This is a genomic window from Microbacterium sp. (assembly GCF_041909575.1).
GTDB lineage: Bacteria > Actinomycetota > Actinomycetes > Actinomycetales > Microbacteriaceae > Microbacterium.
The window spans coordinates 1-26402 of sequence record NZ_JAYRDE010000007.1 but is presented as its reverse complement, the minus strand read 5'-3'; the positions used below and the strand labels follow the sequence as shown (position 1 = coordinate 26402).

Here is a 26402-nt window from a genome sequence, read left to right as displayed (position 1 = left end):
ACGGGTCGGCTGGGTACTCTGGAAGCGTGGGTCTGGTCTCGGATGGGAAGAAGGCCGTCGCGCTGATCGGCAAGGCCGTCAGGAACCGGCGCGCCGCGAGCGACGTCCGGCGCACCCTCGCGGCCGGGCCGCAGCATCCCCGTTTCCACTACCGGGTGGCCGTGTACTTCGCCGACGGCGAGGTGAACATGTACCAGATGCGGCAGTGGTACAAGCCGCTGGCGGAGCTCGCCAAGACGTGGCCGGTCGTGGTGCTCAGCCGTGCCGCGACGGGCGCGCGGGCGCTGCTGGCCGAGGACGCTCCGCCGGTGGCCTTCGTTCCCACGGTGCGGGACCTGGAGGGCTTCCTCGCGACCCAGGACATCCGCGTCGTGCTGTACGTGAACCAGAACACCCGCAACTTCCAGATGTTCCGCTACGGGCGCCGGTGGCACGTGTTCATCAACCACGGCGAGTCCGACAAGATGTACATGACGACGAACCAGTACAAGGCGTACGACTTCGCGTTCATCGCGGGCGACGCCGCGCGCGAGCGCCTGTCGCGGGTGCTGTGGGACTACGACCTCGACCACCGCGCGATCTCCATCGGCCGCCCGCAGGCCGATCACTACTCGGGCACGCTGCCGTACACGCCGGACGACCGGACGGTCGTGCTCTACGCGCCGACGTGGGAAGGCGACCGGCCCTCGGCGCACTACGGCTCGGTGATCTCCCACGGCGAGGCACTCGCGCGCGCGCTGCTCGCCTCGCCGCGGCATCGCCTGATCTACCGGCCGCATCCCCGCTCCGGCGTGGTGAACCCGGAGTACGGCGCGGCGAACCGCCGGATCATCGCCGCGATCGCCGCCGCCAACGCCGCCGACCCTGCAGCCCGCCACGTCTACGACGGCGGGCCCGACCTCGGGTGGCAGCTCTCGGCGGCCGACGTGGCGGTCGTCGACATCTCCGCGATGGTCTACGACCGGCTCGCCGCCGACAAGCCCCTCCTGATCACGCGTCCGTCCGACCCCGCCGCCGCCATCGACACGCACGGCTATCTGTCGGCATGCGAATGGCTGGATGCCTCGGCTGCCGGCTCGATCGTCGCCGAGACCGAGCGCGTCCTCGGCGATCCCGAGGCGGTCACGCGGCTCGACCAGTGGGTCCGGCACTACTTCGGCGACGCGGCGCCCGGGGCGGCGACGGCGCGCTTCCACGCCGCGATCCGTCACCTGATGGAGGAATGGGACCGCTGGTACGCGCGGTCGATCGAGGAGACCGACGAGCCGGAAGAGGCCGAGCTCGACGATGCCGAGGAAGCCTGACGGCGTCAGGCGACGGGCGCGGGTCGCTCGACCAGTCGCGTGATGGCGCGCAGCGGGATGGTGACCCACGTCGGGCGGTTGCGCGCTTCGTAGATCGCCTCGTAGACGGCCTTGTCGAGCTCGAGAGCAGCGAGGACGGCACCCTCGGCATCGAGGTCGGCGCCCGAGGCCATGGCGTAGCCCTCGAGGAAGCCCTCGCGCGCGGCGCGCGCCCAATCGCCGGCCGCCTGCGGGGAACGCTCGGGATCGTCGAGCCGGATCGATCCCGCGACGTAGTCGAACGAGCGCAGCATGCCGGCGACGTCGCGCAGGGCGAGGTCGGCGCGGGTGCGCTCGTTCATGGGACGCAGCGGCTCGCCCTCGAAGTCCAGCAGCACCCAGCCGCGACCCGGCACGTGGATGACCTGGCCGAGGTGGTAGTCGCCGTGGATGCGCTGCTGGTCCGGCCACGGCGCGTCGGCCGCGCGGGCGTAGACGCTCTCGATCGCCTCCCGCCGCTCCGCGATCTCGGGCACCTCGGCGATCGCGATGGTGAGGCGGCGCCGCCACGACGACGCGGTCGCCTCGCGGTCTTCCGCCGCCGTCTGGCGCGTGGGGAACAGTTCGGCCAGCGACACGTGCACCTCGGCGGTCGCGGCGCCCAGCGCGCGGGCGGGGCCGCGGAAGTCCTCACCGCGCGCGGCGGCGTGCAGCGCCACGCGCCACGCATCCTCGACCCCGGGGAGGAACTCCTGGGCGGACGCGAGTGAGCCCGTCACCGTGCCCTGCGCGGTCGCGAGGTCGGGCCACGTACCCTCGACCCAGCCGACGGCGCGCGGCACGTGCACCGAGCCCGCCTCGGCCAGCGCGGTGGGCAGCTCGATGTCGGGGTTGAGCCCGGCGTGCAGCTGCCGGTACACCTTGCAGATCACCGGCATACCCTCGGCGCGGTAGATGAGCGAGGTGTTGGACTGCTCGCCGCTCATCACCGTCGCCCGCGGCGCGGCGGAGCGCGGAGCGCGGCGGCCGGGGCGGCCTCTCGCGATCGTCTGCGGTCCCTCGCCGCGGCCGCCCACCGTGACCAGCTCGTACAGCGCCCTGGTGTAGGCGGGATCGCGGGGACCGTCGATGAACGTGGTGCCGGGCTCCGGGCTGCCGATGATGTCGTCGGGGGCGGCATCCACCGTCTCCGTCGCGCGCGAGACGACCGGCAGCTGGTACAGCACCGCGGGCAGGGATCCCTCATCGGCCACGAGGAACGTGCGGATACGGGCGCCGCGGTCCTCTTCCGTCGCCGGCAGGTCCCACCACGAGACCAGTCGCAGGCTGGGCGGTCGCCCCTTCGCGGCGTACCACCGCTGCCGGGGCATCCACGCCGCCAGGCACGCCAGGGTGCTGTCCATGAGACTGAGCGTAGGCCCCCGCGCGCCGGCGTGTCGATCAGGGCGCGGGGGAGGTGTCCGGGCCTGGTTCGGGGTCGGCGTCGGACTGCGCGGGCTGCGCGACCTCGACCGTCGGGGCGATCGGGATCACGATGGACTCCGCGGCGCCGAAGCCGAGGGCATCGACCGCCGGTGCGGCGTCCGCGAGGCGTTCGGCCTCGGCCTCGGGACGCGCGGGCTCGGACGGCAGGCCGGCCCACTCCTCGTTCTGCTCGGGGCGCTGCATGAACATTCCCATCGCACCATTGTGCGCCCGAACGCCCCCAGATCTCTCGTCGGAGCGGCCGAGGTCACGCGCTCCGCGAGCGCGCGCGTCAGTCGTCGCCGATGTCGCCGGCGAGGTGGTCCGCCGCGTCGTCGGCCGTGCCCGGCGCGGGTTCGATGGCTTTGCGACGGGTGCTGACGCGGCGAGCGGCTCCGCCGACGGTCGACGCGCCGCGCGCCACGCCGCCGACGATGGCGCTGCCGGCGCGCCGGATCGTGCGGGTCGCGGCCCGTTCGAGCGGTGTCGCGCCCGGGCGGGGCTCGAGCTCCGCGGGCAGCGTGGCGGGCGGCTGACCGAACGCCCGGCGCGAGTTCACGAGCACGCGGCGGCCCAGGATGTTGTTTCCCGCACCGCCGATCGCGGCGCCGATCCCGAAGGGCAGGGCCTTGCCGATCCACGACGCGCCGCCGCGCACGGCGAACTGGTGGATGAACGTCGCCTTCAGCCGGTCGACGATCGGTCCCATCGCCGCGCGGGGGATCGTCTTGGTGACGAGCTCGCCCCAGTAGCGGTCGCGGGTCGGTCCGCGTCCGACGGCTTGACGGGCGAGCTGCGACACCAGGTCGACGCCCTCCTTGCCCAGCATCAGCGTGAGCACGAGCGCCCGCGCGCGGTCCGGATCGGCGACGGCGACGCCGTGGACCTCGGCGACCGACTGCGCGAAGAGCGTCGTCGCCTCGAGGAAGCCGAGCGTCTCGACGCCGCTGAGGGCGAGAGTCACGCCCGTGCCGATGCCCGGGACGACGGCCGTCGCACCGACGGCGGCACCGCCCGTCGTCACCGCGGCGAGGTAGCGGCGCTCGAGGATGCGGACGATCTCGGCGGGCGAGGCATCCGGATGCCGCAGTCGGATGCTCCGCAGATGCGCGAGCACCACGGGGCGCTGGATCGCGAGCACGCGGTCGAGCGCACGGATCGTGGTCGGATGCTCGTCCGACCCGGCGGGCGGCAGACCACCCTGCCACGGGGAGTCCCCGGGCAGGGAGTGAATGCGGTGCACCTTCTCGACCATCGGGCCGATCCTATGCGGCCGACCCTGGGGGAGTGCTCCGGGTTGACAGGACGGTCGCCGGGAGTCAGACGAAGAGGTTGGCCCGCTCGAGGTCCTCGGCGAAGTCGACCTCGACCGCGTACAGGTCGGAGATGTCGAGCGGCTCGAGCAGGACGCCGTCCTCGGCGATCGCGAGCTCGAGGCCGCGCTCGAAGTAGTCCTGGTCGTCGACGCGCGTGAGCTGGCGGATGAACGCCTTCTTGTCGCGGCTCGAGATGAAGTTGATGCCGACGGCCTCGCCGATGCCGCCCGCGACCGTCTTGGACAGCTCGTCGATGAAGCCTTCGGACGTGACGGTGTACTTGACCTCTTCGTCGCTCACCTTGGAGGTGTTGACGGTGACGAACGACTGGTCGCGCTCGATGAGCTCGATGGCGCGGCCGAGCACGCGTGGGTCGAAGACGACGTCGCCGTTCATCCAGAGGACGCCGCCCTTGCCGGTCTTGTTCAGGGCGCGCAGGAGGCTCTTGGAGGTGTTGGTCTGGTCGTAGCGGTCGTTGTAGACGTAGTCGACCGACGGGAACGCCTCGACGATGGTCTCGGCCCGGTAGCCCACGACGGTGGTGATCTTCGCCTCGTCGCCGAACGCCGCGCGGATGTTGTCGTGCTGCTGCTGCATGATGCTGCGGCCGTCGCCGAGCTCGGTCAGCGGCTTGGGCAGGCTGCGGCCGAGGCGCGAGCCCATGCCGGCTGCGAGGATGACGGTCTGAAGGGTCAAGGTCTGCTCCTGAAGTGCGTGATTCACTGTCGGTTCACCGACTCGACACCCCTTCGTGCCGGGACCATGGTAGCGAGAGCACCTGGGAACGTGCAGGAAGACGGCCGCCCGTTGCCGTTTCGTGACAATGGCGCCGCGCGGTGTACCGGTTGTGTCAAGCCCCGCCGCGCGTTTCCCCGGTGGGCGTGAGCGCTTGATACGTTGGACCGGTGACAGCCTCCCTCCCGGTGTCGAACGACATCGATCCGGAAGAGCCGGACCGTCACGAGGGTGCGTCCGTCGTGGCATTGCCGGCGAGCCCGCCTCCGCCGCGCGGCGGAAAGACGCCCGCCCGCAAGCCCCGGAAGGCCGCACCCGAGCCCACGGGCGAGCCCGCGCTCCAGTCCGATGCGGCGGACGATCCGGCCGCGCCGCCACCGCTGTCCGATCTCGAGACCGCCGAGCGCGCGGCCGTCGATCTCGTCATCCCGCCCAAGCCTCCGCTGCCCGATGAGGGCGAAGCCCAGGGCGAAGCCGAGCCCGAGGTCGCACCCGAGATCGCGACCGAGCCCGAGCCGGAGCCCGAGATCGCACCCCAGGTCGCGCCGGAGCCCGAGATCACGCCCGAGCCCGAGGTCGCGCTCCAGCCCGAAATCGCACCCGAGCCGGCGAACGAGACTGCCCCGCCGCCCTCGGTGCTCGCCCCGCCGGTCGCGGCCGGCGATGTGCTGGTGCTGCGCGGCGTCTCCAAGCGCTTCGGAGACACGCACGCCGTCGACGGCATCGACCTCACCGTCCCGGCCGGCACGTTCTACGGTCTCGTCGGCCCCAACGGCGCCGGCAAGACCACGACGCTCTCGATGATCGCGGGTCTGCTCGAGCCCGATCGCGGGTCGATCCGGGTGGGTGACGTGGACGCGGCATCCGATCCCGTGGCCGCCAAGCGGCTCATGGGCGTCCTGCCCGACCGTCTGCGCACGTTCGACCGGCTGACCGGCCGCCAGCTCCTCTACTACTACGGCGTGCTGCGCGGGCTCGCGCCCGCCGTGGTCGAGAGCCGCACCGCGGACCTCGCCCGCGCCTTCGACCTCACCGACGCGCTCGGTCGAGTGGTGTCGGACTACTCCGCCGGCATGGTCAAGAAGGTCATGCTCGCGGGCGCGCTCATCCACTCTCCGCGGGTGCTGGTGCTGGACGAGCCGTTCGAGGCCGTCGACCCGGTCTCGAGCGCGATCATCCTCGACATCCTCTCCACCTACGTCGCCCACGGCGGCACCGTGATCCTGTCCAGCCACGGGATGGAACTGGTCGAGCGGGTCTGCTCGCGCGTCGCGGTCATCGTGGCGGGCCAGGTCCTCGCGGAGGGAACCGTCGACGAGGTGCGCGGCGAGCTGAGTCTCGAGCAGCGGTTCATCGAGCTCGCCGGCGGACTCAGCGACGTGGAGGGCCTCGAGTGGTTGCACACGTTCTCCGACTGAGGATCGCGCTGCTGGTCGGCGCCCTCCGCGGCGATCGCGGCCACGTGGTGCGCACGGTGCTCGCCCTGGTCGCCGTGGCGGCGGCGACGACCGCTGCGTGCGTCGCCCTGCTGACGCTGGGGGATGCCGAGACCGATGTCGTGCTCGCCGTCACGGTGCTCGGCGGCTCGGCCGTCACGCTGGGCTTCGCGCTCGCACCGCTCATCGGCGCCGCCGACGACCCCCTCGACCCGCGCCGCTTCGCGCTCGTGCCGCTGCCGCGGCTTCCGCTGACCGCCGTGCTCGCGGTCGCCGGCCTCATCAGCGTGCCGATCTTCGCCCTCCTCGCCATCGCCGTCACCGCTGCCGTCGTGTGGGGTGAGCATGGCGTGTCATGGCCGGCCGCCGCCGGAGGAGTGCTCCTCGGCGTGCTCACGTGCGCCCTGCTCGCGCGGGTCTGCATGGCGCTCGCGTCGCTGTTCCTGCGCGAGCGCCGATCGCGGGAGCTGTCAGGGCTGTTCCTCCTCGCGATCGTGGTCGTGGTCGTTCCCGTCGGGGTCTTCCTCGCATCGCTCGAGTGGGCGGGCACCGTTCCGACGCAGCTCGGCGAGGCCGTCTCGGCGCTGGCGCTGACCCCGATCGGGGCGGCGTGGGCGTTCCCCGGTCTCTTCGCGCGGGATGCGGCGGCTGCGGGGATGTCGCTCCTCGTCGCGCTCGCGACCCTCGCGGTGCTCGCCCTGCTCTGGGTCTGGGTCGTCAAGCGGCTCCTCACCACGACCGAGCGCCCCCTCACCGTGCGCGAGCGCGCCGGACTCGGTTGGTTCGCCGTCGCGCCGGGCACCCCGGGCGGTGCCGTGGCCGCGCGCAGCCTCGTGTACTGGTTCCGCGACCGCCGCTACATCGTCAACGTCCTCGTGATCCCGTTCGCGGCCGTCTTCACGGTCGTGCCGCTGGTGATCGCGGGCGTGCCCCTCGAGCTCGCGGTGCTCGTGCCGGTGCCGTTCGCCGCGCTGCTGCTCGGCTGGCTTCCCCACAACGACCTGGCCTACGACTCGACCGCGGTGTGGATGCACATCGCCAGCGGGATGAAGGGGGTGTCGGACCGCGTCGGTCGTCTCGTCCCCGTGCTGATCATCGGGATCGCGCTCCTGGCCGTCGCCGTGCCCGTGGCGATCTCGATCCACGGACGGTGGGCGCTCCTCCCGGCCATGGCGGGCGTGTGCTTTTCGCTCTTCTTCGCGGGTCTCGGCCTGTCGAGCGTGTCGTCGGTCGTCGCGCCCTACCCGGTGTCGCCTCCGGGCGAGAGTCCCTTCCGGCAGCCGCAGCGCACCGGCTCGGGAGGCGCGATCGCGCAGAGCCTGGTCTTGCTGGGGGCGGTGGCCGTCAGCGTCCCGGCACTGTGGAGCGGGTGGATCGCCCTCACGCGCGACATCGACGCCGCCCTGCCCGCGCTGTGGGCCGGGCTCGCGGCGGGCTTCGGTGTGCTGCTGATCGGCGTCACCGCCGGGTCGATGATCTTCACGCGCCGCGGCGGCCGCCTCATGGAGTTCGCGGAGTCGACCTGACACCCGAGCCGGCATTCGATCGGCGGGCTAAACTGAGGTCCCATGAGCACCCCTCTCGAAGGCCCGGACCAGGGCGGCCTGGCCACCCTCGACCGAGAGCTCGAAGAGCTCATCCGCGAAGAGAACATCGAGCCCGGCGACCACGAGCGCTTCGCGCACTACGTGAAGAAGGACAAGATCCTCGAGTCGGCGCTCACCGGGAAGCCGGTGCGCGCGCTGTGCGGAAAGAAGTGGACCCCGGGACGCGATCCCGACAAGTTCCCGGTGTGCCCCACGTGCAAGGAGATCTACGAGTCCCTTGCGGGCTGAGGGTCACGACGCGTCGCGGTAGACGGTCGGGATGGCGGGGTCGGACTTGCTCAGTGCGAGTCCCCGCACCGGCAGCTCCTCACGCGCCAGGGCGTGGTGCTCGCGTGCGGCCTCCACGCCCGCGCGGCCTTCGTACGCGGCATCAGGTTCGCCGTCGGTGACGAGCGTCACCTGCAGCGCCCGCGCCTCAGGGTGGGCGCTGGCCGTGTCGACGGCTTCGAATCCGTCCGACACCACGATCAGCTCGCTGGTCGCTGTTCCCCGGTCGAGCGTCCGGAAGGCGGCCTTGCGTCCTCCCTTGGAGCCTTTGTCGGCCGAGGCCTTCGCGACGGCGACCCAGCCGCCTGCGTCGTCCTGCCGGGCGACGAGCTTGTAGACCATGCCGGCGGTGGGCGTGCCCGATCCGGTGACGACGGACGTCCCCACACCGTAGGCGTCGACGGGGGATGCCGCGAGCGCCGCGATCGCGTACTCGTCGAGGTCGCTCGTGACGGTGATCCGCGTCGCGGTGGCCCCGAGCTCGTCCAGTTGCGCGCGCACCTCGGCCGCCACGAGCGGGAGGTCGCCGGAGTCGATGCGGACGCCGCCGAGGCCGGTGCCGGCCACCCGGACGGCGGTCTCGACGCCGGCCCGCGTGTCGTACGTGTCGACGAGCAGCGTGGTGTCCACGCCGAGCGCGTCGATCTGCGAGCGGAACGCGTCCTCCTCGGTGTCGTGCAGCAGCGTCCAGGCGTGCGCCGCGGTGCCCATGGTCGGGATGCCCCACGCGCGGCCGGCCTCGAGGTTCGACGTCGCGCCGAAGCCGGCGATGTACGCCGCGCGGGCTGCGGCGATCGCCGACGACTCACCGGCGCGACGTGAGCCCATCTCCGCCAGCGGGCGATCGCCGGCTGCCACGCTCATGCGGGCAGCCGCAGTGGCGACGGCCGAGTCGTGGTTGAGGACGCTCAGCGCGAGCGTCTCGAGCACCACGGCCTCCGCGAAGGTGCCCTCCACGGTGAGGATCGGGGAGCCCGGGAAGTAGAGCTCGCCCTCGCGGTAGCCGGTGATCGATCCGGTGAAGCGGTAGCCCTCCAGGTAGTCGAGGGTCGCGGCATCCACCACCTTCTCGTCGCGCAGCCAGCGCAGCTCGTCCGGACCGAATCGGAAGTCGCGCAGGAGGCCGAGAAGGCGCCCGGTCCCGGCGACGACCCCGAATCGACGGCCGCCGGAAAGGCGGCGTCCGAAGAGCTCGAAGACGCACCGGCGGTCGGCCGTGCCGTCGCGGAGGGCCGCGTCCAGCATCGTGAGCTCGTAGCGGTCCGTGTGCAGTGCCGTGCTCATGCGGGTCAGCCTACTGAGGGCTGGCGTAGGCTGGACCATCGTGAACGACGCGCCCATCGGAATCTTCGACTCCGGTGTCGGCGGACTCACCGTGGCCCGTGCCGTCTCGGCCCAGCTGCCGCGGGAATCGATCCTCTACATCGGCGACACGGCGCGCTCGCCGTACGGTCCGAAGCCGATCGCCGATGTGCGCCGTTACTCGCTGGAGATCCTCGACACGCTCGTCGACCAGGGCGTGAAGATGCTCGTGATCGCATGCAACACGGCATCGGCCGCCATGCTGCGCGATGCCCGCGAGCGCTACGACGTTCCGGTCGTCGAGGTCATCGGACCGGCCGTGCGCACCGCGATGTCGACGACCCGCAACGGCCGCATCGGCGTGATCGGCACGGCGGGCACGATCTCTTCCGGCGCGTACCAGGACATGCTCGAGGTCAACGAACGCCTGACCGTGTTCGCGCAGGCGTGCCCGCGCTTCGTCGAGTTCGTCGAGGCCGGCGTGACCGACTCCCCGGAAGTGCTCGCCGTCGCTGAGGAGTACCTCGCACCGCTGCGGCTCGCCGGGGTCGACACCCTCGTTCTCGGCTGCACGCACTATCCCTTCCTGGAGGGCGCGATCAGCTACGTGATGGGCTCCGAGGTATCGCTGGTCTCGAGCGACACCGAGACGGCGAAGGACGTCTATCGTCAGCTGGTCTCCCGCGACCTGCTGGCGGGGCCGGATGCCTCGTCCCGCCACGAGTACGAGGCCACCGGCGCCTCGGCCGACGACTTCCTGCGCCTGGCGCACCGCCTCATGGGCCGCGAGGTGACCGACGTCCGTCTGGTGCAGACGGGCGCGATCGACCTCCCCACCCGGCAGAGTTGACCCCACCTCCGAGCTGATCCGCACCCTGAACTGAGGAGTTCCTCGATGACCGATTCCGTCCGCGCCGACGGCCGATCCGCCGACCAGCTGCGTCCCGTCACGATCGAGCGGGGGTGGAGCAGCCAGGCCGAGGGCTCGGCGCTCATCTCGTTCGGCGGGACGAAGGTGCTGTGCACCGCGTCGTTCACGAACGGCGTCCCGCGCTGGCTGACCGGCAAGGGCAAGGGCTGGGTCACGGCGGAGTACGCGATGCTCCCGCGCGCGACGAACAGCCGCAACGACCGCGAGAGCGTCAAGGGGAAGATCGGCGGCCGCACTCACGAGATCTCGCGGCTCATCGGCCGCGCCCTGCGCGCCGTGGTCGACACCAAGGCGCTGGGGGAGAACACCATCGTCATCGACTGCGACGTGCTGCAGGCCGACGGCGGCACCCGCACCGCGGCGATCACCGGAGCCTACGTCGCGCTGGCGGATGCGATCGAGTGGGGCCGCGAGAAGAAGTTCATCGGTCAGCGCTCCCAGGTGCTGCTGGACTCGGTTGCTGCGGTCTCGGTGGGAATCGTCGACGGGGAGCCGCTGCTCGATCTCGCCTATGTCGAGGATGTGCGCGCCGAGACCGACATGAACGTCGTCGTCACCGGCCGCGGCCTGTTCGTCGAGGTGCAGGGAACAGCCGAGGGCGCGCCGTTCGACAAGCGCGAGCTCGATGCGCTGCTCGAGCTCGGCGTCGCCGGCTGCGCGTCGCTGCGCGAGCAGCAGCTCGTCGCGCTCACCCCGGCGGACGGCGCACAGCAGTGACCGACGTTCTGCGCAAGATCGTCCTGGCGACGCACAACCCGCACAAGGTCGAGGAGTTCCAGGCGATCGTCGCCGAGACGCGGCCGGATCTCCAGGTGATCGCGTACGACGGGCCCGAGCCCGTCGAGGACGGCGTGACGTTCGCCGAGAACGCGCTCATCAAGGCGCGGGCGGCCGCCGCGCACACGGGGCTTCCCGCCCTCGCCGACGACTCGGGGATCTGCGTCGACGTGCTCGGCGGGGCTCCGGGAGTCTTCTCCGCGTATTGGGCGGGGCATGCGAAGGATGCCGCGGCCAACCTGAATCTGCTGCTCGACCAGCTGTCCGACATCCGCGATCCCCACCGAACCGCGCAGTTCGTCTCGACGATCGCGCTGGTCGTTCCCGGCGACGCCTCGAGTGAGCAGATCGTCGAGGGCGTGTGGCCGGGCCGTCTCGCGTCGGCCGCGGCGGGCGCGGGCGGCTTCGGATACGACCCGGTGTTCGTGCCCGACGGCCAGCCCGAGGGTGCCGAGCGCACCGTCGCCGAGTGGAGCGCGGCCGAGAAGAACCGCTCATCGCATCGCGCCCGCGCCTTCGCGCAGCTCGCGCCCCTGCTCACCGAGCTCTGACGGCCGGTGGGAGTGAGAATCACACTCATTCCCGACTAGCGCGATCGGCGGCGTCGGGGGCGGGCACGGGCTTACCCTGGGCTCATGCACGACCACGCGCCCGAGGGCGGCATCCGCGGGGCGAGCAACCGGCGTCTGCTCGCGACGTCGCTCGCGATCACGAGCGTCGTGATGATCGTGCAGGTCGTCGGCGCGTGGCTGTCGGGATCGCTCGCGCTGCTCGCCGACGCCGTGCACATGTTCACGGATGCCGCGGCGCTCGTGATCGCGCTCGTGGCGGCCGTGGTCGCCGCGCGGCCGGCGAACGACCGCCGCACGTTCGGGTATCAGCGCGCCGAGGTGTTCGGCGCCCTCGTCAACGGCGTGGTGCTGATCGTGCTGTCGGTCTGGATCGCGGTCGAGGGCGTGCAGCGGCTGCTGAATCCGGGAACGGTGGAAGTGGCGGGCGGGCTGATGCTGGTCGTCGCCGTCGTGGGACTGGTGGCCAACGCCGTCGCGATGTGGCTGCTCAGTTCGGCGCAGCGCCGCAGCATGAACGTGCGTGGTGCCTACGTCGAGGTGCTGGGCGACCTGATCGGCTCGGCAGCCGTGATCGTGGCGGCCGTCGTGATCCTGGTGACGGGATGGGTGCAGGCGGATGCCGTCGCCTCGCTGCTGATCGCGGCGATGATCGTGCCGCGGGCGATCGGCCTGCTGCGCGAGGTCGTGTCGGTGCTGTCGGAGTCGGTTCCCGCGGGAACGCATGTGCGCGACATCCGCGAGCACATCCTCCAGACGCCGGGGGTGGTCGACGTGCACGACGTGCATGTGTGGCAGCTCACGCGCGGCGCGCCGGTGTTCACGGCCCACGTCGTGGTCGACGGCGCGGCGCTGGCCGACGGGCGGGCCAGCGGCATCCTGAGTCAGCTGCAGTCCTGTCTCTCGCAGCATTTCGACGTGGAGCACTCGACGTTCCAGCTCGAGCCCGCCGGTCACGTCGAGCACGACGCGCACGCCTAGCCGGTGCGTCGTCAATCCTCGCGCCGCACCTCGGCCGGGCTCTTGTCGGGACGGAGGCCCCGCCACCGGGGATGCCGAAGGATGCCGCCGGGCGTGAACTCGCCGTACTCGACCTCGGCGACCAGCTCGGGCCGCACCCAGAGCGCGTCTCGGGCATCGAGCGCCGGCACGCCGACGAGCGGATTCTCATCCGTTCGCAGAGGCGTCAGCACGCGCAGCAGGGACGCGAGTGTCTTGTCGCTGAACCCGGTGCCGACGCGTCCGGCGTAGCGGAGTCCGTCCTCGTCCGGGATGCCGAGCAGGAGCGAGCCGAACGTGCCGGCGCGGCCGCCGTTGCCGGGGCGGATGCCCGCGATCACGACCTCCTGCGTGCGGGTGTGCTTGACCTTCAGCCACGACTCGGAGCGGGCGCCGCGCAGGTAGCGCGACGCGGGGTCCTTCACGACGACACCCTCGAGCCGCAGTCGCTCGCTCGCCTCGAGGGCGGCATCGAGGTCGTCGAACACCGGCGGCACGGTGATCGGCGCGATCGATTCCATCGTGAACGACTCGAGGATGTCGCGGCGCTCGGCGAGCGGCAGTCCGGTGAGGTCGCGGCCGTCGTGGGCGAGGACGTCGAAGAGGTAGTAGCGCACGGGCGTGCGGCGCGCTTCACGGGCGATGTCGCCGGGGCGCTCGAGGTTCATGCGGTTCTGCAGGAGCGGGAAGCTCGGGCGCCCTGTGGGTTCGAGGGCGACGAGTTCGCCGTCGACGACGGCCGGCGCGTCGCCGAAGCCGGCGTCGGCCTCGGTGAGCTCCGGGTAGCGGTGCGTGATGTCATTCCCGCTGCGGGCGTAGAGGCGCAGGCGCTCGCCGTCCCAGAGGCCTACCGCGCGGATTCCGTCCCACTTCCCCTCGACCCAGGGGGCGGGCCACCGGGCGGCTGCCTGTCGGGCGAGGGCGGGCGTGGACGAGGTTGCGAGCATGGGGCGCCATTGCTCTGGGGTCGGGGCCGGGGCCGGGGCGGCGGCTGCGGCTGCGGGCGTTGCGGGCGGCCCGTTGCTGGTTTTCGTATGTGAGTTCGTGTTCACACGCTTGACGGGTTGCGCGCGCGGGGCATGTGAGTTCGCGTTCACACGCCGGGCGGGCTTGGCCCCGGGTTCATGTGAATTCGCGTTCACACGCTGGCCGGGCCGGGCAACGGGGGTATGTGAGCGTGAACTCACATGAGTTTTCCGGACGGGGTCGACGACAGCGGGATCCGCGTCTGCGCGGGACTCAGCGCGGGACTCAGCGCGGGACTCACGGCCGGACTCGCCTCGGGTCTCGCCGCCGGACGGCTCGTCGGCCTGCGGGCTGGGTTCGACGGGCTCGCCGTCGGGCTGCGGGCGGCCCGCGGCATCCGTCTTCATGCGGTGGAGCAGCCAGGACGACTTCTCGCCCTCGCCCTCGGTGCGGATGAGCGCGAGGCGCACGCGGCCGAGCGGCCCGCCGGGGCGCCCCTCGAGGGTTGCGATGATCTCGTCGTCGCGCCATTTCTCGAGGTCGTAGCGGCCGTCGTCCCAGATCGTCACCGTGCCGCCGCCGTACTCGCCCGCGGGGATCGTGCCCTCGAACGTCCCGTACTCCATCGGATGGTCCTCGGTCATCACCGCGAGGTTGTTGCGCTTGTAGCTGTGCGGCACGCCCCGGGGCACCGCCCAGCTCACCAGCACGCCGTCGTGCTCGAGGCGGAAGTCCCAGTGCAGGCGGCTGGCGTGGTGCTCCTGGATGACGAACATCGGGCGGTCCCCGTGAGGGGTCGCACCCAGCGGATTGTCCGGCACCGGCTCGGGTGTCTTGGCGGCGCTGCGCTTGGCGATGTAGGCGGCCAGCGGTCCGGACTCGCCCCCGCGGCCGCCGGCATGGAACCCGAGCGCATGGAGCGGATCGCCGATCCGCTCCATGCGGTCGAGCACCTCCTCGAATCGCAGGTGGCGCAGGCCCGGATCGTCGAGTTCGTCCCACGTACGGGGCGCCGCGACGGTGGGCTGCATGCGGCCGCGCAGGGAGTACGGGGCGATGGTCGTCTTCGACCCGTTGTTCTGGCTCCAGTCGATGAGCACGCGACCGTGGCGCTCCGCCTTCTTCATGCTGCTGACCACGAGGTCGGGGTGATCCGCCTCGATCGCCCGGGCGAGCTCCTTCGCGATCGCGGACGCCTGCTCGGGACTCTGTCCTTCCGGCAGCGCCGTGTAGAGGTGGATGCCCTTGCTGCCGCTGGTCACCGGGTACGGCTCCAGTCCCATGTCCGACAGGATGCCGCGGGCCCAGCCCGCCACGAGCGCGCACTCGGGCAGCCCGGCGCCGGGACCGGGGTCGAGGTCGAGCACGAGCCGGTCGGCGGATCCGCGCTCGCCCGTGGGCGTGAAGCGCCACTGCGGGACGTGCAGCTCGAGGCTCGCGACCTGCGCGAGGTAGACGAGGGTCGGGATGTCGCCGACCAGGGGATACTCCTTGGTGCCGGTGGAGTGGGGGATCGGCATCCGCTTCACCCAGGAGGGCGCACCGCGCTCGAGGTCCTTCGCGAAGAACACCATGCCCGGATCGTCCTCGGTCCCCACGCCCTCCGGCCAGCGCTTGCGGGTCACGGGGCGGCCGATCACGTGGGGGATGAGCAGCGGGGCGACGCGGGTGTAGTAGTCGATCACCTCGCCCTTGGTCGTGCCGGTCTCGGGGTAGAGCACCTTGTCGAGGTTGGTGATGCGCAGGCGCCGGCCGCCGATGCTCACCACGCTGGGACCCCCTGACATGGGTTCAGGCTAGCCGTGACGGGCGTGGCCGGTGTGTACTGGGGGGATGAGAGCGATCTGGAAGGGTGCGCTGACGTTCGGGCTGGTCAACGTCCCGGTCAAGGTGTATTCGGCGACTGAGGACCACGACGTGTCGCTGCACCAGGTGCACGCCACGGACGGGGGCCGCATCCGGTACCAGCGGATATGCGAGATCGACGGCGAGGTCGTCCCCTACCAGGACATCGACAAGGCTTACGACGACGGCGAGAAGACGGTGGTGCTCACCAAGGAGGACCTCGCGTCGCTGCCGTCCGAGAAGAGTCGGGAGATCGACGTCGTCGAGTTCGTCCCGAGCGACCAGGTCGACCTGCTCACTCTCGACAAGGCCTACTACCTCGAGCCCGACTCCGCCTCGCCGAAAGCGTACGTGCTGCTGCGCAAGACGCTCGAGCAGACCGATCGCACGGCGATCGTCCGGTTCTCGCTGAGGCAGAAGACCCGCCTGGCCGCGCTGCGCGTGCGGGGCGACGTGCTCGTGCTCCAGACGCTCCTCTGGGCCGACGAGGTGCGCGAGGCCACCTTCCCCTCGCTCGACGAGTCGGTGCGGATCTCGGCGAAGGAACTCGAGCTGTCGGCATCCCTCGTCGAGAGCTTCGCCAGCGACTTCGATCCGTCGGAGTTCGCCGACGAGTACCAGGAGGAGCTGCGCACCCTCATCGACGCGAAGCTCGAGAAGGGCGACGCGCTGGACACGTCCGAGACGTTCGGCGAGCAGGAGGAGCAGGAGTCCGGCGGCGAGGTCATCGACCTCATGGCTGCGCTGCGCGCCAGCGTCGAGAAGTCGCGCGCCGCGCGCGAGGGCACGTCGGCCGGTGCGGATGCCGCGCCCGCCGCCAAGCCGGCAGCCAAGAAGTCCCCGGCGAAGGCCACAGGGAAGTCAGCAGCCAAGCCCGCCGCCAAGGGCGAGGCGAAGAAGCCAGCGGCGAAGAAGAAGACCGCGAAGGCCTCCTGACGCCGATCAGGCGCGCGGGGCGTCGCCCTCGTGGTGGCCGCCCTCGTGGTGACCGCCCTCGGGGCCGCGCTCGAACACCTCGGCGTCGAGCACGAGCGCCTCGGCCTCCTCGTGGTCGGTGACGACGTCCTCGCCTGCGGCCGCGGCCTTCTTGGCCTTGCTGCGCTCGCGGAGGTAGTGCCACAGCGTCACGATCGCGGTGCCGCCGACGGCGACGAGCAGGATGAGGTCGATGTAGTTCTCGACGAAGTCGGCGACCGGCGGGATGAACCCGATCGCGTAGCCGAACATCGTGAGGCCGAAGCCCCAGATGACGGCGCCGATGAAGTTGTAGAGCGTGTACTTCCACTTGTTCATGTGGCCGACGCCGGCCGCGACCGGGGCGAACGTGCGCACGATCGGCACGAAGCGGGCGAGGATGATCGTCAGGCCGCCGAACCGGTCGAAGAACGCGTTCGTCCGCTCCACGTTCTTGACGCTGAACAGGCCCGACTCCCGCTTCTCGAAGACGGCGGGTCCGCCCTTGTGGCCGATGTAGTACCCGACCTCACCGCCGATGAAGGCGGACAGGCCGATGAGGAGCGCGACCCACCAGACGCTGAGGCCGAAGACGCCGTTCGGCGCGTAATCCTGCGGGTGCGACAGCAGTCCCGCGATGACGAGCAGCGTGTCGCCGGGGAGCAGGAAGCCCACGAGGAGGCCGGTCTCGGCGAAGACGATGAAGCACACGACGACGAGCGCCCACGGCCCGGCCCATTCGATGATCGCGGCGGGGTCGAGCCAGGGGATGAGGGCGATGGAGTGCAAGGTCGTTCCCGTCGTTGGAGGCGGTCGGCGAGGTGTCTGTGGTACTGAGCCGCGTGCGGAAGGTGGGACTTGAACCCACACGCCCGGAGGCACAGGAACCTAAATCCTGCGTGTCTGCCAGTTTCACCACTCCCGCGAGTGGGTTCAGTCTACTGACGGCCCTGGACGCGGGCTGTGGGGCTGGCCCCCGGCTGGACGGCGGCGCGGATCAGCGACGGATGCCGAAGAGGAAGTAGCTCGCCGGTCCGATCCAGTTGACGAGGATGGCCGGGATCCACAGCGGCTTCGGGCCGCGCACCTCCGCGGCGTTCCGGTGGGCGAGGTCCCAGAAGGCGAGGAAGGCGAACGCGGCCTGGACGAGGCCGAGCACCCCCAGCGCGGCCTGGCCCGCAGGCGAGATCTCCTTCTTGGTGTGCGTCATCTCTGCTCCTTCCGTCTTTGTCCATCCTGCCCTGCCGGGCGCGTGGGCGCACCGGGCGGGCGAGAGCGCTGCCTCCAGCACCTGTGGATAACTTCGGGATGCCGTCTGACCGGCTTGCAAGGATGCTTGCGTGTCCGGATCCGCCGCACCTGCCGCACCCGCCGTGCTCGTCGCCGAGCGTGTGCGCGAGCGCCTGCGGGCCGAGCGGGCGGATCCGGCTCGCGATCCCGAGTTCGCCGCGCAGCTGGCGCGGGCGGAGGTGCGGCGCCACAACGACTTCGCGCTCGCGCGGGGGCTGGCTCCCGTCGACGACGAGGCCGCGTGCGTGCGCGAGGTGCTCGCCTCGGTCGCGGGGTTCGGACCGCTGCAGCCGTACCTCGACGATCCGTCGGTCGAGGAGCTGTGGATCAACGCTCCCGACCGCATCTTCGTCGCTCGGGGAGGTGTGCCCGAGCGCACGCCGCTGACCCTCTCCGATTCGGCGGTGCGCGACCTCGTCGAGCGGATGCTGCAGTCCAGCGGGCGCCGTGTCGACCTGAGTCAGCCCTTCGTCGATGCCTCGCTGCCCGACGGATCGCGCCTGCACGTCGTGATCCCCGACATCACGCGGCGCCACTGGGCCGTCAATGTCCGCAAGTTCCTGCCGGCGTTCCGCGATCTCGACCGGCTGGTGCGAGCAGGTTCGCTCACGCCTGCCGCGGCGGAGCTGCTGCGCGCGGCCATGGCCGACGGCTCGTCCGTGCTCGTGTCCGGCGCCACCCACACCGGCAAGACGACCCTGCTGGGCGCGCTCATCGCCGCATGTCCACCCGAGCATCGCATCGTGACGGTCGAGGAGACCTTCGAGCTCGCCGTCGCCCTCCCCGACCTCGTCGCCCTCCAGGGGCGTCAGCCGAGCCTGGAAGGCACAGGCGAGGTCACGCTCCGCCGGCTGGTGAAAGAGGCGCTGCGGATGCGTCCCGACCGGCTCGTGGTCGGGGAGGTCCGCGACGCGGAAGCGCTCGATCTCCTGCTCGCGCTCAACACCGGGGTGCCGGGAGCGGGCACGATCCATGCGAACTCCGCGCGCGAGGCGCTCGCGAAGCTGGCGGCGCTGCCGCTGCTGGCCGGGCGGAACATCGACGCGGCGTTCGTGCTGCCGGCGGTCGCGGCATCCGTCGACCTCGTCGTGCACTGCGAACGGGATGCCGCCGGCCGCCGCCGGGTGGCCGAGATCGCCGCGCCGAGCGGCGTCGACGACGGCGTGATCACCGCTCGCACGCTGTACCGGGGCGTGCCGTGACGTTCGTGTGGGGTGCAGTGCTCGCCGCCGGCGTGCTTCTCGTCGTGTCGCCGTGGCTGTGGCCTACGCGCGCTCAGGGGGTGCGGGCGTCCGAGCCGGGCCGCCTGGAGCGGCTCCTGGCGTCGGCCGGCCTTCCGCGGGTGGCTCCCGTGTCGGTGGTGATCGTCGCCGCCTGCTGCGGCGTCGTGGCGGCCGCGGTGGCGTGGCTCGTCGTGCCGGTGCCGGCACTGAGCCTCATCGCGGGTGTGGCGGCGGCATCCGCTCCCGCTGTCTGGCTGCGCGCGCGGCGCTCGAGGCTGCTCCGCACTCGCCGTGGGCTGTGGCCGGACGTGTGCGATCTGCTCATCGCATCGGTGCGCGCGGGGATGTCGCTCCCCGACGCCGTCGCGAGTCTCGCGGACTCCGCGCCCGCAGAACTGCGCCCGGCCTTCGCCGGGTTCGCTCGCGACATCGCCGCGTCGGGCCACTTCGACTCCAGCGCCCAGCGGCTCAAGGTCGCGCTGTCCGATCCGGTGGCCGACCGCATCGTCGAGACGCTCCGCATGGCGCGACAGGTCGGGGGAACCGAGCTCACGCCGGTGCTCCGGGCGCTCGCGGGGTCGGTGCGGGCGGATGCCGCGCTGCGCGCCGAGGTGGAGTCCCGGCAGTCCTGGGTGCGCGGGGCGGCGGTGCTCGGGGTCGCGGCGCCGTGGGTGATCCTCGCCCTGCTGGCGATGCGGCCCGAGGGGGCGCGCGCCTACGGCAGCCCCGAAGGTGTCGTCCTCGTCCTCGTCGGCGCGGTGGTGTCGTTCGTCGCGTATCGCGTGATGCTCCGCCTCGGACGCCTTCCCGAACCCCGGCGGTGGTTCGGATGACTCCCTTTGAGGTCGACGACCTCGCGTCCGCCGTGGTGCTGGGGTCGGCCCTCGGCGCCGGGGTGTGCCTCACCCTCTCGCGCGCGCCGCGCTGGGGCGCCCCGTCGCTCGCTCGCCGCATCGCGCCGTACGTCCGCGACGTCACCGATCCGCTCGGCACGGGGCTTCCTGTCGCGGCCGCGCCCCCTGACGTGTCGTTCACGTGGCGCGCGGCCCAGCGGCGGTTCGCCGGGCTCCTCGGCGGCGAGGCATCCGTCACCCGTCGCCTGCGGCAGGCGGGACGATCGACGGATGCCGCAGCGTTCCGCGGTCGTCAGCTGGCATGGGCGATCGCGGGCCTGGCGCTGGGCGGGGTGATCGTCGTGGTGGCCGTGATGCTCGGTCGCGCCCCGACATCCACCGCGCTCCTGCCGCCGCTGTGCGCGGTCGTGGCCGTGCTGTGCGGGGACGCGTGGCTGTCGCACGCTGCTCGCGCGCGGGTGACGAGGATCCAGGAGGAGCTGCCGACCGTGCTCGAGTTCGTCGCGCTCTGCCTGTCGGCGGGGGAGGGCATCCTCGATTCCCTCCGCCGGGTCAGCGACATCGGCGCGGGGGAGCTGACCGGCGAGCTGCGCGGAGTGGTGGTCGCCGTGGGAACCGGGACGCCCCTGCCCGAAGCGCTCGGCAAGCTGTCGGACCGACTCCAGATCCCCGCGCTGTCGCGCGCCATCGATCAGGTGGCCGCCGCGATCGAACGCGGCGCTCCGCTGTCGCACGTGCTCCACTCCCAGGCGCTCGACGCCCGAGAGGACGCCAAGCGCACGCTCATCGAGCGCGCCGGGCGCAAGGAGATCTACATGCTCGTCCCGCTGGTGTTCCTCATCCTCCCGCTCAGCGTGCTGTTCGCGGTCTTCCCCGGAGTCTTCATGCTCCGACTCGGCTTGGGCTGAGTCCGTCCCACAAGGAGAGAAATGATCCGTCGACCCTTCCACCGCGCCGTTGCCCGGGTTCACGCGCTCAGCCATGACCTTCACGACGATGAGCGGGGCGACGTGCCCGGCTGGGTCCTCATCACGCTCATGACCGCGGGGCTCGTGGTCGTGATCTGGGCGCTCGCCGGTCCGGCTCTCGCGTCGCTCTTCGAGCAGGCCATCTCGCGCGTCGCCGGTTTCTAGGTCATGCCCGGCATTCGTCCCCGGGCGGCGGCTGCACTGTCGGGTGAGGAGGGCTCCAGCCCCGTGGAGTTCGTGCTCGTCGGCGCACTGCTCACGGTGCTGACCGTGGGCGTGCTGCAGTTCGGGTTCGCGGTGTACGTGCGCAACGTCGTCCACGATGCGGCCGTCGAGGGCGCCTATCACGCGGCGCTCGCCGACACGTCGCTCGCGGAGGGGGCGGATCGCACGCGCGAGATCGTGGCTCGCACCGTCGGCGCCGAGTACGCGGCCGACATCACCGTGGGAGAGACGGACGCACTCGGGCATCCGTCCGTCGAGGTGCGCGTGCGCGCGGTGCTTCCGCTCCTGGGCCTCCTCGGTCCGGCCCGTGCGCTGGAGGTGACCGCTCGTGCTCCCGTCGAGTCGTTCGACTGATCCGGTGCCGCCGCCGTCCGACGGCGCCGAGCGAGGGTCGGCCGCTCTCGAGTTCATTTTCGTCGGGCTGCTGATGCTGGTTCCCCTCGTCTACCTGATCGTCGCGCTCGGATCCATCCAGGGCCAGTCGCTCGGTGCCGAGGCGGGTGCGCGGCACATCGCCCGGGCGATCGCGACGGCCGAAGGCGCCGACGACGCCGCCCGCAAGGCCGAACTCGTGCTCGCCTCCGTCGTCGAGGAGTACGGCCTCGACGCCGGCGCCGTCGCGCTGACGACGACGTGCCGTCCGGCCGGGGTGCCGTGCCCGAGTCCGGGCGCGACGGTGGTCGTCACGCTGCACACCGCCGTGGCGCTGCCGCTGGTGCCCCTCATCCCTGGCCTCGACGGCATTGCGAGCATCCCGGTCGAGGCGTCCGCGCTGCAGAAGGTGTCGCGAGTGTGGGGGCTCGGATGACGCGCCCGACCCCGCGGGTGTGCCGGTGCACGCACCGGCGCAACGCGGACGACGAGGGCAGCGTCCTCATCCTCACGCTCGGCTACGCCGTGCTGGCGCTCGTCGCCGTCTTCGTGTGCGTGGACGCGACGAGCCTGTACCTCGCGCAGAAGCGCATCGACGCAGTGGCGGATGCCGCGGCGCTGGCGGCGGCGGACGGCTTCGCGTTCGACGTCCGAGGCGCCGAGGCGGTGGCGGTGCTCACGGATGCCGGCGTCCGCGATCAGGCGGAGGCGATCGTCGCGGAGGTCGGGGGAGAGACGGTGCTCGTGTCCGCATCGACGCCGGACGGGGTCTCTGCGCGTGTGACGGTGGCCGGGACGTGGCATCCGCCGGTCTTCACGCTGTTCGTGCCCGACGGGGTCGCCCTCGCGGCCACGGCCACGAGCCGCACGGCCCTGCGCTGACCACCGCACCGGAAAGGCCCCCGCCGCTGAAGAGCGGGCGGGGGCCTTCCCGGGGTTCTCAGGTCAGGGCTTGACGCCCTTGGCGGCCGTCGCCTGGAAGGCCTTCTCGATCTCCTGGGAGAACGTGTTGCCCTCGGCATCCTTCGCGGTGACCCGCAGGTCGACCCAGCCGCCCTTGTCGGACACCGGGATCTGCGCCGAGAAGCCGCTCACCCAGGCGCGCGACGGCGTGAAGATGAACCCGTCGCCCTCGACGGCGCCGGTCGGGGCATCCGTCGTGGCGCTCTTCAGGGTGATCTTCTTCCATTCGCCGCCCGCGGTGCGGGCCTCGAGCGTCGCCTCGGTGATCGCACCGGCCGGAGCCGTGCCGGCCACGTGGCCGACTTCGAGACCCAGTGGGACGCCGGAGCCCTTCTTGCGACCCTCGCCCGCCTTGTTGTCGGCGTTGACGTCGACGTCGTAGTAGGCGGTGATCATCGGGAGCAGGCGGTTCGTCCAGTCGCCGAGCTTTCCGGAGGAGCGGAACGACCAGTCGGTGACCGTCCTGGTCGACCCGGCGAGGTGCGAGCCGTCGTGGGTCGCGGTGCTCACCACGCGCCACAGCTGGTTCTCGCCGTCCGGCAGGTCGTAGACGTTCGCTCCCTGGCGCTCGCGCTGCGCGATCAGCTCACCGTCGATGTAGATGTCGGTCAGCTGCTGCACCGGCGCCGGCTCGGCCCACGTGTCGAAGGTGCCGGTGCGGTCGCCGTTGCCGCCGTCCGCCCAGCTCGGCACGTTGATCTGCGCCCAGTCCGACGTGCGATACGGCACCCAGAATCCGACGCCGATGTTCGGGCGCACGATGCCGCCGAAGTACTCCGTCGCGGTGCGCTCGCCGGCTTGGTAGCTGCGGATCTTGTCGCGCATCTCCCACCGGACCGAGTCGATGCCGACCCACTGGTTCCAGCGGATCCCGTCGGTGTTGACCCACTCCTCGCGGTCCATGCCGCGCTGGGTGCGGTACGGGATGCCGTTGCCGCTGGTGGCGCCGGGGACGAAGTCGTAGCGGAACTCGCCCATGTCCTCCTTCTGGCCGTGGAAGCGCGTGTCGATCCGCGCCAGGTCCGTCGGCGCGAAGGCGAGGTCGGCGGGGATCTCGCCTTCCGCGTACTCGGCGATGTCGTAGAGCACGTCGCTGGCGGCCACGCCGATCGCCGAGATCGGCATCTTCTTGCGGGCGAGCTGCTCGAGCAGCGCCCGGCCCTCCACGCCGCTGATGCCGGCGACGGGGATCGGCGCGGAGGCCGAGTAGTCCGCCGCTCCGACCCACTCGTTGAACTCGCCGTCCGCGTCGTTGACGACGACGAGGAGCTTCGCGCCCGCCGCTGCCGCGTTGGCCGTGCGATCGGATGCCGAGACCTCGGCCGATCGGGTGACCACGGCCACCTTGCCCTTGACGTCGACCTTCGCGAAGTCGTCGGCGCTGCCGAGTCCGGCCGCGACCGCGGTCGTCTTCAGTTCGAGGTCGCCGAAGGTGCCGCCGATCTGCTCGATCAGGTCGAGCGAGGTCTTGCCGGCGGTGACCGCCAGGAGCGGCTTCTGCAGGCGCCAGCGCGCCGTGAACCCGAAGTCGGCGTCGTCGACGGTCATGGGCTGCGCCCACAGCTCGTCGTTCCACACCGGCATCGTGTAGCTGGCGGAGAAGTCGTTCACCGTGACGTCCATGCGGGAGTATGCCGCCGCCAGTCCATCGCGATTCACGTCGACCGTGACCTGCTCAGCCGTGCGGGCGTCGAAGACGACCGATCGGTTCTGATCGAGCGTGACCGTCGGGTCACCCGTGAGCACCGTCGCGATCGTGTCGGGCGTGCGGTTGAGCTCGAGGTACGACATCACCGTGTAGTCGCCCTCCCGCAGGCGCAGCGTCGTCTCGCCCTCGACGTAGACCATCTCGGCGAAGCGCGTCGCGGGATCCCACAGCATCGCGTACGCGGAGGTGGGCTCTCCTGCGAAGTCGATCGCCGTGAGCGTGAGGTCGTAGCGCTCGGACTCGGCGATCGTGCCGAGGGCGGTGCGCGTGACCGCGGTTCCGTCCACCGAGCCGACCAGCGCGCCCGACAGCTGCGTGCCTGCGGGGATCCTCGCCGGGTCGACGGTCATCGTCGCCGAGACGGTCTCGCCGGCCGCGATCGTGAGGGAGTCCGCGTCGATCGTGAGGGCGTCGAACGCGATGCCGGTCGGGGGCGCGCCGGGTCCGGCCGCGCCGGGCGTGGTGTCGGCGAGCGTCGCGTCGAGGGTCACCGTGATCTCGGCATCCGTCCGGTTCGTGAACTCGACCACCCGCTCGACGGGAGTCGGCTCCTCGCCCCACATCAGCATGCCGAAGTCGCCCGATCCGGACGCCACCACGGGCGCCTCGAGCGCGGCGTCGACGTCGATGACGCCGGTGCCGCCCTGGTAGGCGGTGTAGCCGACGTCGGTCGCGGTGCTCGCGAGCGCCGCCTTGAGCTGGTCGGTCGTGAGGTCGGGGTTCGCGTCCAGAAGGAGCGCGGCGGCACCGGCGACGTGCGGCGTGGCCATCGACGTGCCGCTCATCGCGACGTAGGCGCCCTCACCGCCGCTGTCGGCGGAGCGGGCAGCGGTGACGTCGGCGCCCGGTCCGGTGACGTCGGGCTTGAGGGCGCCCGAGCGGGACAGCGGACCCTGACTGGTGAAGTAGGACAGCGCGCCCGACGGGTCGTCGACCGAGCCGACCGTGAACGCCTCGACGGCGGAGCCGGGGGCGCCGATCGTCTCGGCCGCACCGGCGTTGCCGGCCGCGACTACGAACAGGGCGCCGGTCTCCTCGGCGATCGCGTTGAGCGACGCGGCCATGAGGTCGGTGCCGTCCGACGCCTCCCGCGAGCCCAGGCTCATCGACACGATCGGAGCGTTCTGACCGGCCCACTCCATCGCCTCGATGATCCACGAGTCCTGCCCGGAGCCGTCGGCGCCGAGCACCTTGCCGACGAGGAGGTCGGCACCGTCGGCGACGCCGCGGTGCGTGCCGTCGCTCGCCGCGCCCGTGCCCGCGATCGTCGACGCGACGTGGGTTCCGTGGCCGTTCGGGTCGGCGTCGACGTCCTCGCCCGGCACGAAGCTCTTCGAGCCGTCGAGCACACGACCCTGCAGGTCGGGGTGGGTGTCGTCGTACCCGGTGTCGAGGACGGCGACGGTGACGCCCTCGCCGGTGTAGCCGTCGGCCCACGCCTCGGGCGCGTCGATGTAGTCCACGCTCGAGTCGAGCGTCGCCTGCACCTTGCCGTCGAGGTGGATGGCCTCGATGCCAGCGGCGAGCTGCGGTGACGCCGAGAAGCTGCGGGCGTCAGGTGCAGTGAGGGTCTGCCACGCGGATGCCGCGTCGGCGTGGCCGAGCGTCGCTGCCGCGGCGCCGATGCTCTCCAGCTCGGTCTGCACGTCGAGGCCCGGAACCGGGGCGGCGTACGAGCGCGCCGCCGCGCCGTCCTGCTCCACGATGATCGGCGTCGCGTCGACGGAGGCGTCGTCGTAGCCGTAGTCGATGAGGAGCGAGACGTTGAACAGGTCCTGGTCCAGCGCTCCCGACGCGAGGTAGGGCATGGCGGCGTCGGGGATCACGTGGAGTTCGTCGCCCACTTCGTACGTGCGCACGCCGGCGCCCTCGACGGCGGTGTCGACCTCCACCGTGCGCGTGCCTCCGGGAAGGCCGGTCACCGTCACCTGATCGCCGGTGATGAGGGTGACGGTGTGGGAACTGCCGGCGGCCGCGTGACGGGCGGGGGGATCGTCGACGGAGTCGGCGGCGGCCGGCAGGTGGGTGAGGCCGATGCCCGCGATGCCGATCGCCAGGCCGCTCGTGGCGGCGACGATCGGGCGCAGAGCGCGGCGTGGGGACTGGGGTCGTGACATGCGTGAACCTCTCGGGGGTAGGGGATCCGTTTGGAAGCCTCACATGCCCGCTCGCCTAGAGTGGTGGCGGAGAAGCGACATGGCCACCATCCGCCACTGAGCGGGCGGCGGCGATGACATGGGAAGGCCGCCATGCTCGACGTGCTCGGACTGGACGAGGCGCACACCGCCGTCTACCGGTTCGTCCTGCAGCAGTCCTCGGCGTCACTGCCCGAGATCGCGGCCGCGCTC

25 protein-coding genes and 1 tRNA gene are annotated in these 26402 nt (G+C 71.6%); 16 read left to right on the top strand and 10 right to left on the bottom strand.

Going from position 1 to position 26402, the window contains the following annotated elements; all coding sequences use genetic code 11:
• Window positions 1–26: 26 nt before the first annotated feature.
• Window positions 27–1304, top strand: coding sequence for a CDP-glycerol glycerophosphotransferase family protein (locus tag ACE3O1_RS02160; protein WP_374311962.1), 1278 nt, complete (start codon window positions 27–29; stop codon window positions 1302–1304).
• A gap of 5 nt (window positions 1305–1309) precedes the next feature.
• Here the strand turns inward: ACE3O1_RS02160 and ACE3O1_RS02155 are convergent, their stop codons facing one another.
• The 4 genes from ACE3O1_RS02155 to ACE3O1_RS02140 all read right to left on the bottom strand — a co-directional run bounded on the left by ACE3O1_RS02155 (window position 1310) and on the right by ACE3O1_RS02140 (window position 4759).
• Window positions 1310–2686 carry a phosphotransferase gene (locus ACE3O1_RS02155; RefSeq protein WP_374311960.1) on the bottom strand — a complete coding sequence of 459 codons (1377 nt, stop codon included), beginning with the start codon at window positions 2684–2686 and terminating at the stop codon, window positions 1310–1312.
• Window positions 2687–2723: 37 nt separating this feature from the next.
• A complete protein-coding gene (locus ACE3O1_RS02150) occupies window positions 2724–2963 on the bottom strand; it encodes a hypothetical protein (RefSeq protein ID WP_374311958.1) in 240 nt (79 codons plus the stop codon).
• A gap of 76 nt (window positions 2964–3039) precedes the next feature.
• Complete coding sequence (locus tag ACE3O1_RS02145) at window positions 3040–4002, bottom strand: hypothetical protein (RefSeq protein ID WP_374311956.1); 963 nt, start codon at window positions 4000–4002, stop codon at window positions 3040–3042.
• Between the two features lie 64 nt (window positions 4003–4066).
• A complete protein-coding gene (locus tag ACE3O1_RS02140) occupies window positions 4067–4759 on the bottom strand; it encodes an NTP transferase domain-containing protein (RefSeq protein ID WP_374311954.1) in 693 nt (230 codons plus the stop codon).
• A 209-nt stretch (window positions 4760–4968) separates the two neighbouring features.
• Between ACE3O1_RS02140 and ACE3O1_RS02135 the strand changes: the two genes are divergently transcribed.
• The 3 genes from ACE3O1_RS02135 to ACE3O1_RS02125 are packed head-to-tail and all read left to right on the top strand — an operon-like array spanning window position 4969 to window position 8069.
• Window positions 4969–6216 carry an ATP-binding cassette domain-containing protein gene (locus tag ACE3O1_RS02135; RefSeq protein WP_374311952.1) on the top strand — a complete coding sequence of 416 codons (1248 nt, stop codon included), beginning with the start codon at window positions 4969–4971 and terminating at the stop codon, window positions 6214–6216.
• The gene (locus ACE3O1_RS02130) at window positions 6192–7760 is read left to right on the top strand and encodes a hypothetical protein (RefSeq protein ID WP_374311950.1); all 1569 of its coding nucleotides are present in this window, start codon (window positions 6192–6194) and stop codon (window positions 7758–7760) included. The genes ACE3O1_RS02135 and ACE3O1_RS02130 overlap by 25 nt, the downstream gene beginning before the upstream one ends.
• A gap of 42 nt (window positions 7761–7802) precedes the next feature.
• A complete protein-coding gene (locus ACE3O1_RS02125) occupies window positions 7803–8069 on the top strand; it encodes a DUF3039 domain-containing protein (protein ID WP_374311948.1) in 267 nt (88 codons plus the stop codon).
• Window positions 8070–8072: 3 nt separating this feature from the next.
• Here ACE3O1_RS02125 and ACE3O1_RS02120 read toward each other — a convergent pair whose 3' ends face one another.
• A complete protein-coding gene (locus ACE3O1_RS02120; RefSeq protein ID WP_374311946.1) occupies window positions 8073–9392 on the bottom strand; it encodes a nicotinate phosphoribosyltransferase in 1320 nt (439 codons plus the stop codon).
• A gap of 40 nt (window positions 9393–9432) precedes the next feature.
• Between ACE3O1_RS02120 and murI the strand changes: the two genes are divergently transcribed.
• From murI to ACE3O1_RS02100, 4 genes are all read left to right on the top strand, one after another.
• Window positions 9433–10260, top strand: coding sequence for a glutamate racemase (gene murI, locus ACE3O1_RS02115; RefSeq protein WP_374311944.1), 828 nt, complete (start codon window positions 9433–9435; stop codon window positions 10258–10260).
• A gap of 45 nt (window positions 10261–10305) precedes the next feature.
• On the top strand, window positions 10306–11058 hold the full coding sequence (rph, locus tag ACE3O1_RS02110) for a ribonuclease PH (RefSeq protein ID WP_374311942.1): 753 nt from the start codon (window positions 10306–10308) through the stop codon (window positions 11056–11058).
• 8 nt (window positions 11059–11066) lie between these two features.
• Window positions 11067–11669 carry an RdgB/HAM1 family non-canonical purine NTP pyrophosphatase gene (gene rdgB, locus ACE3O1_RS02105; protein ID WP_374312008.1) on the top strand — a complete coding sequence of 201 codons (603 nt, stop codon included), beginning with the start codon at window positions 11067–11069 and terminating at the stop codon, window positions 11667–11669.
• 84 nt (window positions 11670–11753) lie between these two features.
• On the top strand, window positions 11754–12668 hold the full coding sequence (locus ACE3O1_RS02100) for a cation diffusion facilitator family transporter (protein ID WP_374311940.1): 915 nt from the start codon (window positions 11754–11756) through the stop codon (window positions 12666–12668).
• 11 nt (window positions 12669–12679) lie between these two features.
• Here ACE3O1_RS02100 and ligD read toward each other — a convergent pair whose 3' ends face one another.
• On the bottom strand, window positions 12680–15439 hold the full coding sequence (gene ligD, locus ACE3O1_RS02095) for a non-homologous end-joining DNA ligase (protein ID WP_374311938.1): 2760 nt from the start codon (window positions 15437–15439) through the stop codon (window positions 12680–12682).
• Window positions 15440–15485: 46 nt separating this feature from the next.
• Between ligD and ACE3O1_RS02090 the strand changes: the two genes are divergently transcribed.
• The gene (locus ACE3O1_RS02090) at window positions 15486–16433 is read left to right on the top strand and encodes a Ku protein (RefSeq protein ID WP_374311936.1); all 948 of its coding nucleotides are present in this window, start codon (window positions 15486–15488) and stop codon (window positions 16431–16433) included.
• A 6-nt stretch (window positions 16434–16439) separates the two neighbouring features.
• On the opposite strand, the gene ACE3O1_RS02085 is transcribed toward ACE3O1_RS02090, so the two are convergent.
• The 3 genes from ACE3O1_RS02085 to ACE3O1_RS02075 form a co-directional block, all read right to left on the bottom strand.
• Entirely contained in the window at window positions 16440–17240 is an 801-nt protein-coding gene (locus ACE3O1_RS02085; protein WP_374311934.1) for a DedA family protein, read from the bottom strand.
• A 54-nt stretch (window positions 17241–17294) separates the two neighbouring features.
• Window positions 17295–17376, bottom strand: a tRNA-Leu gene (locus ACE3O1_RS02080).
• A gap of 72 nt (window positions 17377–17448) precedes the next feature.
• Window positions 17449–17661 carry a PLDc N-terminal domain-containing protein gene (locus tag ACE3O1_RS02075; RefSeq protein WP_374311932.1) on the bottom strand — a complete coding sequence of 71 codons (213 nt, stop codon included), beginning with the start codon at window positions 17659–17661 and terminating at the stop codon, window positions 17449–17451.
• A 130-nt stretch (window positions 17662–17791) separates the two neighbouring features.
• On the opposite strand from ACE3O1_RS02075, the gene ACE3O1_RS02070 reads away from it, so the two are divergent.
• From ACE3O1_RS02070 to ACE3O1_RS02040, 7 genes are read left to right on the top strand one after another with little or no spacing between them, the layout of a single operon-like run.
• Window positions 17792–18943: a CpaF family protein gene (locus ACE3O1_RS02070; RefSeq protein ID WP_374311930.1), complete on the top strand. Its 1152-nt coding sequence runs from the start codon at window positions 17792–17794 to the stop codon at window positions 18941–18943.
• Window positions 18940–19797: a type II secretion system F family protein gene (locus tag ACE3O1_RS02065; RefSeq protein ID WP_374311928.1), complete on the top strand. Its 858-nt coding sequence runs from the start codon at window positions 18940–18942 to the stop codon at window positions 19795–19797. The genes ACE3O1_RS02070 and ACE3O1_RS02065 overlap by 4 nt, the downstream gene beginning before the upstream one ends.
• Entirely contained in the window at window positions 19794–20726 is a 933-nt protein-coding gene (locus tag ACE3O1_RS02060; RefSeq protein ID WP_374311926.1) for a type II secretion system F family protein, read from the top strand. The genes ACE3O1_RS02065 and ACE3O1_RS02060 overlap by 4 nt, the downstream gene beginning before the upstream one ends.
• Before the next feature lie 21 nt (window positions 20727–20747).
• On the top strand, window positions 20748–20951 hold the full coding sequence (locus ACE3O1_RS02055) for a hypothetical protein (protein WP_374311924.1): 204 nt from the start codon (window positions 20748–20750) through the stop codon (window positions 20949–20951).
• Window positions 20952–20954: 3 nt separating this feature from the next.
• Window positions 20955–21365 carry a TadE/TadG family type IV pilus assembly protein gene (locus ACE3O1_RS02050; RefSeq protein ID WP_374311922.1) on the top strand — a complete coding sequence of 137 codons (411 nt, stop codon included), beginning with the start codon at window positions 20955–20957 and terminating at the stop codon, window positions 21363–21365.
• A 4-nt stretch (window positions 21366–21369) separates the two neighbouring features.
• On the top strand, window positions 21370–21819 hold the full coding sequence (locus ACE3O1_RS02045; RefSeq protein ID WP_374311920.1) for a TadE/TadG family type IV pilus assembly protein: 450 nt from the start codon (window positions 21370–21372) through the stop codon (window positions 21817–21819).
• Entirely contained in the window at window positions 21816–22265 is a 450-nt protein-coding gene (locus ACE3O1_RS02040) for a pilus assembly protein TadG-related protein (protein WP_374311918.1), read from the top strand. Before ACE3O1_RS02045 ends, ACE3O1_RS02040 begins: the two co-directional genes overlap by 4 nt.
• 63 nt (window positions 22266–22328) lie before the next feature.
• Here ACE3O1_RS02040 and ACE3O1_RS02035 read toward each other — a convergent pair whose 3' ends face one another.
• Window positions 22329–26171, bottom strand: coding sequence for a S8 family serine peptidase (locus ACE3O1_RS02035; protein ID WP_374311916.1), 3843 nt, complete (start codon window positions 26169–26171; stop codon window positions 22329–22331).
• Window positions 26172–26402 lie beyond the last annotated feature (231 nt).